The sequence below is a fragment of the Hydrogenophaga sp. GW456-12-10-14-TSB4 genome (genome assembly GCF_059424305.1).
In genome coordinates this window covers 25,751-38,636 of the sequence record NZ_JBWKZH010000017.1, presented here as the reverse complement: position 1 = coordinate 38,636, position 12,886 = coordinate 25,751, and the positions used below count along the sequence as shown (strand labels likewise).

The window sequence follows — 12,886 nt, the reverse complement described above, 5'->3', positions numbered from 1 at the left end:
GCGAACGTCAGCGAAGGCCGCGCAGCACCGGCTGGCCTCCGGTGCTGGTGAGCGGCTGCGTGTCCGAGGTCACGATGCGCTCGGGGACGTCCAGGCGCTGTGGCTGGCCCCAGGCACCGGGCAGGCCTTCGGTGTCGATCTGCCGCACGCGGATGTGGTAGCTGCCGGGCGCTGGCATGGGGCGCGTGAACGTGGGTTCGGCGAGCTGCCGGTCGTCGAGCAGGCGGGCGAAGCCGTCGTCGTGGGCGAGCTGGGCCTGATGGCGCCACGGGCCGCCAGGGCTGGCGCTCCAGCTCACGCTCAGCGTGTCGGAGCCGGCGCCGCCCAGGCTGAGGGCGGTCGGCGCGGGCGGCAGCGCCACGACCTCGAAGGGCACGGGCTGGCTGAAGGGGCCCTGGTCGCGCTCACCTTGCGCATCGCGCGCCACCGCCGCGACGCGCCAGACGTAGCGGCCGGGCGCCAGCGGTCGTTCGGTGTGCTGGCACCGGGTGAGATCGGGCGTTTGCGTCACCAGGTCCGTGAAGCCGGCATCGCGCGCCACCTCGAAGCGGTAGCCCACGGTGTCCACGCCCTCGGTGCAGAGCAGCTCGATGGCCGGCCCCACCACCCGTTGGCCCTGGCGCGGCTCGCGCAGCAGCGGCGGCGTCGGGTGCGCATTGACGACCAGGCGGCGCATGGCTTCGGTTCCCGGAATGCCCTGGCCGTCGATGGCGCGCACCGCCAGCAGGTAGGGGCCGTCGTCCAGGCTTGGGAAGCTCGCCACCGGTTGCGCGAAGGTGGCGTTGCGCACCACGCGCTCGGCCGCATCGTCGCTGGCGATGCGCACCTGCCAGGCGGCGGCGCCCGCATCGCGGGCGAGCGGCAACTCGATCCGCGAGGCATCCTCGAGCACATCGGGCACGCTGGAAAGATCGGGCGGCGGGAGCAGTGGCGCCACCGTGGTCGTGGTGCCCACGCGCGCGCCCTGGCCGGCCCGCACCAGGGTGCCCTCGGCGGCGGACGGTGCGTTGCGAGAACGGACCTGGATGGCGCCTTCGCGCACATCGCCGATGAGATCGCCGCCGCTGCCCACGGCCACGCCGAAGGTGGTGCCGCGCACGCCGCCCACGGCGCGCGGCGTGCGCACCTCGAAGCGGCTGCGCGGGGTGGACAGGGGTTTGACGGTGGCATCGACGCGGCCGCGCTCGAGGTCCAGGCCGGACTGGGCGTGGCCCGGTGCGGGCGCATGCCGCAGTTCGCGCAGGCGCACCTGCGTGCCCGCCGACAGGCGCACCACCGAGCCGTCGGCCAGGCGCAGCGTGACGAAACCGTCGTCACCCACATCGATCTGCGCACCCTCCGGCACCTGGCCGCCGACCACGAGCGGCGAGGCCGGGTCCTGCGGGCCACGGCGCACACTGGGCTGGCCGGCGACGTGCAGCACGTCGGCCACTGCCGGCTCGGGGCGCGCGAGCGCGGCCGGAATCACCAGCTGGCTGCCTGGCCGCAGGCGGCGCGGATGGCTCACATGGTTGAGGCGCTGCAGCTGTGGCCACTGTTGCGGGTCGTCCAGGTAGCGCTGCGCGAGCGCGTAGAGGTTGTCACCCGGTTGCACGGTATGCACCCGGTCTGCCTGCGCCATCGCCGGCCCGCCCCAGCAAAGCAGGGCCATGGCCGGTGCCAGCAGGCGCCAGGGTGAACGCAGGGGAAGGTGGGCGGGCGGGGGTGTCATGTTCAATGGGCCATGAGGGCCGGCACCGGGCCCAGGTCTTCGAGCCGGTACCCGTGGTTGTAGACGGACACCAGCTTGTAGCCCGACTCGGCGCGCAGGCTCAGCTTGCTGCGCACGTGTGACATGTAGACGTCCAGCGAGCGCGACGAGATGTCCGCTTCGATGCCCCAGACAGCCTCGATCAGGTGCGCGCGCGAGAGCAGGCGGCCCAGGTTGCGGAACATGAGGAAGGCGAGGTCGAATTCCTTGCTCGTCAGGGTGGAGGCCTCGACGCCGTCGACCCGCACGATGCGGTCCTGCACCAGGAAGCGGTAGCGGCCCCAGATCAGCTCCGTCGGCGTCGGTGTATGGCCGCCCCGGCGCAGCAGCGCCATCAGGCGCGCACGCAGTTCGCCCACGCGGGCGGACTTGACCATGTAGTCGTCGGCGCCGCAGTTCAGTCCCTCGATGATGTCGCGCTCGTCGCTGCGGTTGGTCATCATCAGGATCGGTACCGGGGCCATGGCCGTGTCGCGGATGGCGCGGATCACGTCGAGACCGGTGATGTCGGGCAACTCCCAGTCGACGATGAAGAGGTCGAACGTCTCCTTGGGCAGCACGCGCAGCAGCGCGCTCGCGTTCTCGAACAGGTGGCAGTCGTGGCCCATGGATGCGACGACGACCCTGACCAGATCCAGCTGCGCCGGATCGTCATCAATGGCGGCAATGCGCATGTGGCTCGGGCAAGTAGGTCAAAGGATCAAAAGAAACAGAATGTGTTTTGCACGAATATATCGATGGAGCCGCAGTGGCGCAGCCGTTTTGACAATCTCTTAAGAAACAAACGGCTTATATGCGACCGATGCACATGCCGTTTCACTAGAGAGACTTCCATCGACGGGCAATAGCGCCTACAATGGCAAAAAAGCACGACCGTTCTTTTTATTCATTTCACATCGCCCGCCAGGGTGCTGCCCCTGAAGGGGCGGGTCATCCGCATACAATCCGGAGTTGACGTGCACGTCAATTCGTGACGACATTTTTCCAATCATCAGGAGCAGCCCAATCATGAAGGTCATCGTCCCCGTCAAGCGCGTGGTGGATTACAACGTCAAGGTTCGCGTGAAGAGCGACGGCACCGGCGTGGACATCGCCAACGTCAAGATGAGCATGAACCCGTTTGACGAGATCGCGGTGGAAGAAGCCGTGCGTTTGAAGGAGAAGGGTGTGGTCACCGAGGTGATCGCCGTCTCCTGCGGTGTCGCGCAGTGCCAGGAGACCCTGCGCACGGCCATGGCCATCGGCGCGGACCGCGCCATCCTGGTGGAAACCACCGAAGAGCTGCAGCCCCTGGCCGTGGCCAAGCTGCTCAAGGCGCTGGTGGACAAGGAACAGCCCCAGCTGGTGATCCTGGGCAAGCAGGCGATCGACGACGACTGCAACCAGACCGGCCAGATGCTGGCTGCGCTGGCGGGCCTGCCGCAGGCCACGTTCGCTTCCAAGGTCGAAGTGGCCGATGGCAAGGCGAGCGTGACGCGCGAAGTGGACGGCGGCCTGGAGACGCTCTCCATCGCCCTGCCGGCCGTGATCACGACCGACCTGCGCCTGAACGAGCCGCGCTACGTGACGCTGCCCAACATCATGAAGGCCAAGAAGAAGCCGCTGGAGACCGTCAAGCCCGAAGACCTCGGTGTGGACGTGAAGCCGCGCATCAAGACCCTGAAGGTCAGCGAGCCGCCCAAGCGCGGCGCCGGTGTCAAGGTGGCCGATGTGGCCGCCCTGGTGGACAAGCTGAAGAACGAAGCCAAAGTGATCTGAGGACCTGACAAATGACCGCACTCGTTATTGCCGAACACGACAACGCCGCCATCAAGGGCGCGACCCTCAACACCGTGACCGCCGCCGCCCAGTGCGGGGGTGACGTGCACGTGCTCGTGGCCGGCCACAACGCCGCCGCCGCCGCTCAGGCCGCCAGCCAGATCGCCGGCGTGGCCAAGGTGATCCACGCCGACGCCCCGGGCTTCGAGCACGGCCTGGCCGAGAACGTCGCCGCCCAGGTGCTGGCCCTCGCCGGCAACTACAGCCACATCCTGTTCCCCGCCACCGCCAGCGGCAAGAACGTCGCGCCGCGCGTGGCCGCCACGCTGGACGTGGGCCAGGTCTCCGACATCACCAAGGTCATCAGCGCCGACACCTTCGAGCGCCCGATCTACGCCGGCAACGCCATCGCCACCGTGCAGAGCACCGATGCCAAGCACGTGATCACCGTGCGCACCACCGGCTTCGACCCGGCCGCTGCCACCGGTGGCAGCGCCGCGGTGGAAACCGCCACGGCCGCCCTGGGGGACGGCAAGAGCTCTTTCTTGGGCAGCGAGATCGCCAAGAGCGACCGCCCCGAGCTGACCGCCGCGAAGATCATCGTCTCCGGTGGCCGCGCGCTGGGCTCCAGCGAGAAGTTCAACGAGGTGATGACGCCCCTGGCCGACAAGCTCGGTGCCGCCCTGGGCGCCAGCCGCGCCGCGGTGGACGCGGGCTACGCGCCCAACGACTGGCAGGTGGGCCAGACCGGCAAGATCGTCGCGCCCCAGCTCTACATCGCCGCCGGCATCTCCGGCGCGATCCAGCATCTGGCCGGCATGAAGGACTCCAAGGTCATCGTGGCGATCAACAAGGACCCCGAGGCCCCGATCTTCTCGGTAGCCGACTACGGCCTGGAGGCCGATCTGTTCACTGCCGTGCCCGAGCTGATCAAGGCACTCTGAGCATCCTGAAGAAGGCAAGGGCATCGTTCGCGATGCCCTTGCCGCATCTGCACCCCTGAATCCCCCTGGAGACAAGACGATGAGCTACACCGCCCCCCTCAAGGACATGCTGTTCGACATCGAGCACCTGGCCCGCATCGACCAGGTGGCGCAGATGCCCGGCTTCGAGGAAGCCGGCCTGGAAACCGCGCAAGCCGTGCTGGAGGAGTGCGCCAAGCTCAACGAAGGCGTGATCGCGCCGCTGAACTTCGAGGGCGACAAGAACCCTTCGTGGTTCAAGGACGGCGTGGTCACCACCACCCCCGGGTTCAAGGACGCTTTCAAGCAGTACGCCGAAGGCGGCTGGCAGGGCCTGCAGCACCCGGTGGACTTCGGCGGCCAGGGCCTGCCCAAGACCATCGGTGCGGCCTGCGGCGAAATTCTCAACAGCGCCAACATGAGCTTCGCGCTGTGCCCGCTGCTGACCGACGGCGCCATCGAAGCCCTGCTCACGGCGGGCTCCGACGAACTCAAGGCGACCTACCTCGAAAAACTGGTGAGCGGCCAATGGACCGGCACCATGAACCTGACCGAGCCGCAGGCCGGCTCCGACCTGGCCGCCGTGCGCAGCCGCGCCGAGCCGCAGCCCGACGGCAGCTACAAGGTGTTCGGCACCAAGATCTTCATCACCTACGGTGAGCACGACATGGCCGAGAACATCGTGCACCTCGTGCTCGCGCGCGTGACCGGCGCGCCCGAGGGTGTGAAGGGCATCAGCCTGTTCGTGGTGCCCAAGTTCATGGTGAACCCGGACGGCTCGCTGGGCGCGCGCAACGACGTGCACTGCGTAAGCATCGAACACAAGATGGGCATCAAGGCCAGCCCCACCGCCGTGCTGCAGTACGGCGACCACGGCGGTGCCGTGGGTTACCTCGTGGGCCAGGAAAACCGCGGCCTGGAGTACATGTTCATCATGATGAACGCCGCGCGCTACGCGGTGGGCGTGCAGGGCATCGCCATCGCCGAGCGCGCCTACCAGAAGGCCGTGGGCTACGCCAAGGACCGCGTGCAGAGCCGCCCGGTTGACGGCTCGATGAGCACAGCCGCGCCCATCATCCACCACCCGGATGTGAAGCGCATGCTCATGACCATGCGCGCCTCCACCGAGGCTTGCCGCGCCATGGCCAGTGTGGCGGCCGCGGCCTATGACGCTTCCCACCACCACCCCGATGCCGAGGTGCGCAAGCAGAACGCGGCCTTCTACGAATTCCTGGTGCCGCTGGTCAAGGGCTACAGCACCGAGATGAGCCTGGAAGTCACCAGCCTGGGCGTGCAGGTGCATGGCGGCATGGGCTTCATCGAAGAGACCGGCGCGGCGCAGTACTACCGCGACGCCAAGATCCTCACCATCTACGAAGGCACGACGGCCATCCAGGCCAACGACCTCGTGGGCCGCAAGACCGCGCGCGACGGCGGCACCGGCGCCAAGGCCATCGCGGCCCAGATCGAGAAGACCGAAGCCGAGCTGGCGAAACGCGGCAGTGCCGACGCCAAGGCCGTGCACCAGCGCCTGAAGGCCGCGCGAGAGGCCTTCGTGGACGCGGTCGAGTTCATCGCCGCCAACACGCGCGCCAACCCCAACGCGGCCTTTGCCGGCAGCGTGCCTTACCTCATGCTCGCGGGCAACCTCGTGGCCGGCTGGCAGATGGCGCGCGCGCTGATGGTGGCCGAGGACGCGCTGGCCCAGGGCACGGACGCGGCCTTCATGCAGGCCAAGATCACCACCGCGCGTTTCTACGCCGACCACATCCTCAGCCGCGCCCCGGGCGTGCGCGACAGCATCGTGGACGGCGCCGAGGCCGCGACCGCGCTCGCCATCGACGCTTTCTGATCGCGGTGCTCACGCGCCCTGTCGCCGCATCGACAGGGCCTTGCACCGTGCTGCCCCCAGAATCCCGACGAACCCCAACGGAGACACCATGACCGCACCCGCCCGCAGCCTGCCGCCCGTCCTCAAGAACCTGAAGTTCCCGGTGATCGGCTCGCCGCTGTTCATCATCAGCAACCCCAAGCTCGTGATCGCGCAATGCAAGGCCGGCGTGGTGGGCTCGATGCCTGCCCTTAACGCCCGCCCGGCCTCGCAGCTGGACGAATGGCTGGCCGAGATCACCGAGGCGCTGGCCGCGCACGACAAGGCGAACCCGGACAACAAGGCTGCGCCGTTCGCGATCAACCAGATCGTGCACAAGAGCAACGACCGTCTGGAGCACGACATGCAGCTGTGCGCCAAGTACAAGGTGCCGATCGTGATCACCAGCCTGGGCGCGCGCGAGGACGTGAACCAGGGCGTGCACAGCTGGGGCGGCATCGTGATGCACGACGTCATCAACAACGTGTTCGCGCACAAGGCGATCGAGAAGGGCGCCGACGGCCTGATTCCCGTGGCGGCGGGTGCCGGCGGCCACGCCAGCGTGAAGAGCCCGTTCGCGATGGTGCAGGAAATCCGCGAGTGGTTCGGTGGCCCGATCGCGCTCTCGGGTTCCATCGCCTCGGGTGGTGCCATCCTGGCCGCGCAGGCCATGGGTGCCGACCTGGCCTACATCGGTTCGGCCTTCATCGCCACCGAAGAGGCGCGCGCGGTGGACGGCTACAAGGAGATGATCACCTCGTCGGACTCCGACGACATCGTCTACAGCAACTTCTACACCGGCATCCACGGCAACTACCTCAAGGGCAGCATCAAGAACGCCGGCATGGACCCGGACAACCTGCCGCAGAGCGACCCGAGCAAGATGAACTTCGGCACCGGCGAGGGCGCCAACGCGGCCAAGGCCTGGCGCGACATCTGGGGCTGCGGCCAGGGCATCGGCGCGATCCGCGAGGTGCTGCCCGCCGCCGATCTGGTGGCGCGCTTCAAGCGCGAGTACGCCGAGGCCAAGGCCCGCATCTGCGCGGGCTGAGCGCCTCAGGCGCGTTCGCGCATCACCAGCGTCTGGATCGCGACCCCGACGGGGCCGTGCACATCGTAGAGGCGTGAGAGCGTGTTGCCCACGCCGCCGCCATGGGCCTGGGTTTCCGAGCGCAACCCGATCCACTCGCCCTCGGGCGGGCGGTGCAGGTGCAGGCTGAGGTCCGCGTTCGAGAACAGGTAGCGCTCGGCGGGCAACACCCAGCTCAGGCCGTTGCCGAAATCGGCGGCCGCTGCGGCGCGCATGGCGGGGGAATTGGGTTGGCCCTGCACCAGCGGCACATTCAGGCGAAACCAGGCCGCGGCCGGGCCGGGCTGTGCGGCGTCGCCTTGCGCCATCCGGTGGTCCATGGCGGACTGGTAGAACGAGACCCCTTCGGGCAGGCCCGGAATGCGCAGCCGCTCATGGCATTCGTCGGGCAGCGGGCGCAGCTGCTCGGGCGACCAGCCCGGCAAGCCGGACGGCAACGCGAACGGCTGCCCGCGCACCAGGAGCGCGTGGCCGCGGGCCACCAGCACATCGTCGGCGAACAGGTCGATCGTCATGCGCGTGGTGGAGCGGCCCGGGTGGGTCTCCAGGCGCGAGGTCAGCGGCGCCACCGGCACCGGCTTGATCAGCTCGATGCTCAGGCGCGAGAGCTGCCAGGCCGGGTCGGGCAGGGCGCTTTCGGCCAGGTGCACCAGCAGGGCACAAGGCGCACCGCCGTGCTGGGCACGGGCGTCCCAGGGGCCGCGCGCCAGCACGCTGGGCTGCCAGCTCGTGCCGTCCTGTTCGAACACGGCGGTGGGAAGGGCGAGGGTGTCGGTAGGGCTCATGGTGAGCCGATGATAGGTGCGCGGTCCGCGCCGGGCTGTCACGGCGGTACACCGTGAGCACGCCTTCGCTCAGGGTTTGGATTCGCCGCGCAGCCAGGCGCCGAACGAATTGAACACCTTGCCGACTTCGTCGCCGAAGTTGGTCTTGTACTGCACACCCGTGGTGTCCGAGATGGCCGACACCCAGCCGCCGTCGCGCCACTCGGCGTACAGCCAGTCCTCGTTCTCGCGCACCAGGCCATCGGGCGGTGCGGGGGGCTGCGTCACTGGCACGCCCTTGAGCGCCTCGCCCATGTAGTCGATCCAGATCGGCAGCGCGATGCGGCCGCCCGATTCGCCGCCGCCCAGGCTGCGGGGCTTGTCGTAGCCCACCCACACGGCCGCGGCCAGCGAAGGCTGGTAGCCGGCGAACCAGGCGTCCACCGCGTCGTTGGTGGTGCCGGTCTTGCCGTAGATGTCGGGCCGCTTGAGCAGGGCCTGGGCCCGCGCGGCGGTGCCGGCACGCGCCACGTCGTTGAGCAGGCTGCCGACCACGTAGGCGTTGCGCGCGGGAATGACGCGGGCTTCTTCGGTGAGTGGTGCGGGGGCCGGCGCTTCAAACAGCAGCTTGCCTTGCGCGTCGGTGATCTTCTCGATCACCACCGGCGCCACCGGCCAGCCGCCGTTGGCCAGGGTGGCGTAGGCCTGCGCCATCTGCAGCGGGGTGGCGCTGCCGGTGCCCAGCGCGAGCGTGAGGTCGTTGGGCTGGCGCGCCACGTCCAGACCGAAGCGCCCGGTCCATTCGCGGGCGGGCTGGGTGCCGGTGTGCTGCAGCACGCGCACGCTGGCCAGGTTGCTCGAGCGCTTGAGCGCCTCGCGCACGGTGATCGGGCCCTGGTGCTCGCCGTTGGCGTTGTTCGGGCTCCAGCCGTTGGCGGCGGTGAAGGGCAGGTCGTCCACCATCGTGGCTGGCATCACGCGCGCTTCCAGCGCGGCGGAGTAGAGCAGGGGTTTCAAGGCCGATCCCGGCTGGCGCCAGCCTTGCGTGACGTGGTTGAACGGCTGGTTCGTGAAGTCGAAGCCACCCACCAGCGCGCGCACGCGCCCGGTCTGCGGGTCCAGCGCCACGAGCGCGGCCTCGGCCTCGGGCCACTGCGAGATGGCCCACAGGGGGGTCTTCTTGTCCTTGGCCTTGCCGTTGGCGACCACCCGCACGATGGCGCCGCGCGTGATCTTCAGCGGCGCCTTGGCCTTGGCGTCGAGCGCTTTCTGCGCCCAGCGCAGGCCCTCGCCCTGCACAGTAACCCGTTCGCCGCTGGCCAGTTGCACCTCCAGTGCTGTGGGGCTGGCCGACAGCACGATGCCCACGCGCAGGGTCTCGTCGTCGCGGTGGTCCTTGAGCGCCTCGGCGGCCGCGCGCTCCAGTTCGGCGCCGTTGCCTGCGGGCAGCGACTCGGTGTCTTCCGGGCCGCGCCAGGCGCCGCGCCGGTCGAAGGCCAGCACGCCGCGCTGCACGGCGTTGTGTGCCGCGCGCTGGTCGGCTGCGCGCAGCGAGGTGGTCACGCGCAGGCCGCTCGAATAGGCCTCGGTGCCGAAGCGCTCGACCACGGCGCGGCGCGCCATCTCGGCCACGTGGGCCGCGTGCACGTTGCGCGTGCCCGGGGTGCGGATGACCAGCTTCTCGGCGCGCGCGGCGGCGAGCTGCTTGTCGTTGATCGCGTCGACGGCGCGCATGCGCTCGAGCACCACGCGCTGGCGCTGCGTGGCGCGCTCGAAGTTGGCCACCGGGTTGGCGTAGTACGGGTTCTGCGGCAGGCCCGCGAGCATGGCGTGTTCGGCCAGCGAGAGTTTGTCCAGCGGCTTGCCGAAGTAGATCTGCGAGGCGGCGGCGAAGCCGTAGGCGCGCTGTCCCAGGAAGATCTCGTTCATGTAGATCTCCAGGATGCGGTCCTTGGAGAGCTCGTCTTCCAGCTTGAGTGCCAGCCAGATTTCCTTGGCCTTGCGCTCGGCCGAGAATTCGCGCGTGAGCAGCATGGTGCGCACCAGCTGCTGCGTGATGGTGGAGGCGCCCTGCTTGCGCCCGCCGGTGATGGCGGACAGCACCGCCCGGGCCATGCCCTTGGGGTCCACGCCCGAGTGTTCCCGGAAACGCGCGTCTTCCACCGCCAGCAGGGCCTGCTGCAGCTGTTGCGGCATGCGCGACAGCGGCAGGTAGTCGCGCCGCTCGGTGCCGAACTGCGCGATCTCCTCGCCGTCGGCGGTGTAAACCTGCAGCGGCAGCTTGGGCTGGTAGTGGACGATGCGGTCGAGCGACGGCAGGTCGAAGGTCGACGCCGGGACCGGGAATGCCACGATGAGGGCGGTGGAGAACGCCAGGGCGAGCGCCGTCCTGCGTGGGGTGAGCTGAAGCATGGGGTGGAATTATCCCGCGCCCGTGTGAAGCCGGCGTGTGGTCAAAGGTCGTGCACGTAACCAGCTGTGACGGGCTTTCGGGGCCGTCCGGGGCCTTGGTTAAGATGGCCCGCTCCATTCGACCGCCCCGAGACCCCATGCGCAAGCGCATCCTGCTGCTGGAAGACGAACAGGCCATCGCCGACACCTTGCTGTATGCGCTGCAGAGCGAGGGCTTCGAGGTGCGGCACGTGGGGCTGGCGCGCGAGGCGCTGTCGGCCTTCGAGCAGGCACCGCCGGACCTCGCCATCCTGGACGTGGGCGTGCCCGACGGCAACGGCTTCGACGTGTGCCGCGCGATCCGCAAGTCCAGCGAGCTGCCCATCGTGTTCCTGACCGCGCGCCACGAAGAGATCGACCGCGTGCTGGGCCTGGAACTGGGCGCCGACGACTATGTGGTCAAACCCTTTTCGCCGCGCGAGGTCTGCGCCCGCGTGCGCGCCATCCTGCGCCGCAGCGCGGCCGGTGTGCCCCCGGCCGTCGTGCCCGCGCCGGCCCCGGTGGCCGCGGGCCTGCTCACGCTGGACGAGCAGGCGCAGCGCATCGCCTGCGGCGGCGAGCTGCTGGCGCTCACGCGCTACGAGTTCCTGCTGCTCGCCACGCTGTTGCGGCGCCCGCAGCGCATCTTCTCGCGCACCGAGCTCATGGACCTGGTCTGGGGCGGGGCCCCGCACACCTCGGACCGCACGGTGGACGCGCACATCAAGCTGCTGCGCGCCAAGCTGCGCGAGCGCGGCCTGGTGGCGGAGGTGATCCAGACCCACCGCCACATGGGTTACTCGCTGCGGTTGCCCTGAATGCGCATCGGCCTGCGCCTGCTCATTGGGTTCTTCCTGGTGCTGGGCCTGGCGCTGTTCGTGGTGTTGCGCGTGCTGCTGGACGAGGTCAAGCCCGGCACGCGCCTGGCCATGGAAGACAGCCTGATCGACGCGGCCTACACGCTCGCGCAACTGGCCACGCCGGACATGAAGGCCGGCACCATCGCCGAGGGCTTCTTCGCCCGCTCGCTGCAGGGCCTGGACACGGCGCGGCCCGGCGCCAACATCGGCGGCTTCCGCAAGGACCGCATCGACTACCGCATCACCATCACCGACGCCGAAGGCATCGTGCGCTTCGACACCCGGCCCGAGGCCATCGGCCAGGACCACTCGCGCTGGAACGACGTGGTGCGCACCCTGCGAGGCGAATACGGCGCGCGCTCCAGCCCTGCCAGTCCGTACGACCCCGACAACACGGTGATGCACGTGGCCGCGCCCATCCGCGACGGCGACCGCGTCATCGGTGTGCTCACCGTCTCGCGCCCCAACCAGCGCCTGCAGCCCTACATCGACCGCAGCGAGCAGCGCATCCTGCGCTGGTCCTGGGCGCTGCTGGGCCTGTCCCTGCTGATCGGTCTGCTGTTCAGCTGGTGGATCGCGAGCTCGCTCTCGCGCCTGCGCGGTTATGCGAACGCGGTCTCGCGCGGGGAACGCGCGCCGCTGCCGGTGCTCGGGCGCCTGAGCGGCAGCACCGAGTTCGCCGATCTGGCAGGCGCGCTGGAGCGCATGCGGCTCAAGCTGGAGGACAAGGCCTATGTCGAGAGTTACGTGCACACGCTCACGCACGAACTCAAGAGCCCGCTGGCCGCGATCCGGGGTGCGGCGGAGCTGTTGCAGGAGGACCTGCCCGCGCCCGACCGGCAGCGCTTCGCCGGCAATGTGCAGCGGCAGGCCGAGCGCCTGCACCTGCTGGTGGACAAGCTGCTGCAGCTGGCTCACGTGGAGCAGATGCAGGGCCTGGGCACGCGCGAGCCGGTGGACCTGAGCGCGCTCACGCGCGAGCTGCTGCAGCGGCTCGAGCCGCGCCTGCACCGCAAGTCGCTGCGCGTGCGCGACGAACTCGGGCCGGGCCTGGTGGTGCACGGCGATGCTTTCCTCATCGGCCAGGCCCTGCAGAACCTGCTGGACAACGCGATCGACTTCTCGCCGCCGCAGGGCGAGCTGTGGCTGCGCCTGCACAAGGAGGGCGGGCAGGTGGAATGGTCGGTGCGCGACCAGGGGCCGGGCATCCCCGACTACGCGCGCGATCGCCTGTTCGAGCGCTTCTACTCGCTGCCGCGCGGCGAGGGGCAGGACAAGGGCTCGGGCCTGGGCCTGTGCCTGGTGAAGGAAGTGAGCGACCTGCATGGCGGCCAGGTGGCGGTGGAGAACGTGTCCTCGCCCGGCGGCTGCATCGCCCGCTGGCGCCTGCCGGCCTGAGGGC

General features: G+C 69.4%; 10 protein-coding genes. 6 read left to right on the top strand and 4 right to left on the bottom strand.

Annotation, left to right across the window (positions count from 1 at the left end):
- Window positions 1-7: 7 nt before the first annotated feature.
- Window positions 8-1,711: a FecR family protein gene (locus tag AC07ZS_RS10840; protein WP_494798608.1), complete on the bottom strand. Its 1,704-nt coding sequence runs from the start codon at window positions 1,709-1,711 to the stop codon at window positions 8-10.
- 2 nt (window positions 1,712-1,713) lie between these two features.
- Window positions 1,714-2,424 carry a response regulator transcription factor gene (locus tag AC07ZS_RS10835; RefSeq protein ID WP_494798607.1) on the bottom strand — a complete coding sequence of 237 codons (711 nt, stop codon included), beginning with the start codon at window positions 2,422-2,424 and terminating at the stop codon, window positions 1,714-1,716.
- Window positions 2,425-2,758: 334 nt separating this feature from the next.
- Between AC07ZS_RS10835 and AC07ZS_RS10830 the strand changes: the two genes are divergently transcribed.
- The 4 genes from AC07ZS_RS10830 to AC07ZS_RS10815 all read left to right on the top strand — a co-directional run bounded on the left by AC07ZS_RS10830 (window position 2,759) and on the right by AC07ZS_RS10815 (window position 7,391).
- The gene (locus AC07ZS_RS10830) at window positions 2,759-3,508 is read left to right on the top strand and encodes an electron transfer flavoprotein subunit beta/FixA family protein (protein WP_494798606.1); all 750 of its coding nucleotides are present in this window, start codon (window positions 2,759-2,761) and stop codon (window positions 3,506-3,508) included.
- 11 nt (window positions 3,509-3,519) lie between these two features.
- Complete coding sequence (locus AC07ZS_RS10825) at window positions 3,520-4,452, top strand: electron transfer flavoprotein subunit alpha/FixB family protein (protein ID WP_494798605.1); 933 nt, start codon at window positions 3,520-3,522, stop codon at window positions 4,450-4,452.
- Window positions 4,453-4,531: 79 nt separating this feature from the next.
- The gene (locus tag AC07ZS_RS10820) at window positions 4,532-6,322 is read left to right on the top strand and encodes an acyl-CoA dehydrogenase (RefSeq protein ID WP_494798604.1); all 1,791 of its coding nucleotides are present in this window, start codon (window positions 4,532-4,534) and stop codon (window positions 6,320-6,322) included.
- 88 nt (window positions 6,323-6,410) lie between these two features.
- Window positions 6,411-7,391 carry an NAD(P)H-dependent flavin oxidoreductase gene (locus AC07ZS_RS10815; protein WP_494798603.1) on the top strand — a complete coding sequence of 327 codons (981 nt, stop codon included), beginning with the start codon at window positions 6,411-6,413 and terminating at the stop codon, window positions 7,389-7,391.
- Window positions 7,392-7,396: 5 nt separating this feature from the next.
- On the opposite strand, the gene AC07ZS_RS10810 is transcribed toward AC07ZS_RS10815, so the two are convergent.
- Together AC07ZS_RS10810 and AC07ZS_RS10805 are read right to left on the bottom strand one after the other, a co-directional pair.
- Window positions 7,397-8,215, bottom strand: coding sequence for a thioesterase family protein (locus AC07ZS_RS10810; protein WP_494798602.1), 819 nt, complete (start codon window positions 8,213-8,215; stop codon window positions 7,397-7,399).
- Window positions 8,216-8,284: 69 nt separating this feature from the next.
- On the bottom strand, window positions 8,285-10,606 hold the full coding sequence (locus AC07ZS_RS10805) for a penicillin-binding protein 1A (RefSeq protein WP_494798601.1): 2,322 nt from the start codon (window positions 10,604-10,606) through the stop codon (window positions 8,285-8,287).
- A gap of 137 nt (window positions 10,607-10,743) precedes the next feature.
- On the opposite strand from AC07ZS_RS10805, the gene creB reads away from it, so the two are divergent.
- Entirely contained in the window at window positions 10,744-11,442 is a 699-nt protein-coding gene (gene creB, locus AC07ZS_RS10800; protein ID WP_494798600.1) for a two-component system response regulator CreB, read from the top strand.
- Entirely contained in the window at window positions 11,443-12,882 is a 1,440-nt protein-coding gene (gene creC / locus AC07ZS_RS10795) for a two-component system sensor histidine kinase CreC (protein ID WP_494798599.1), read from the top strand.
- The last annotated feature ends 4 nt before the right edge of the window (window positions 12,883-12,886 follow it).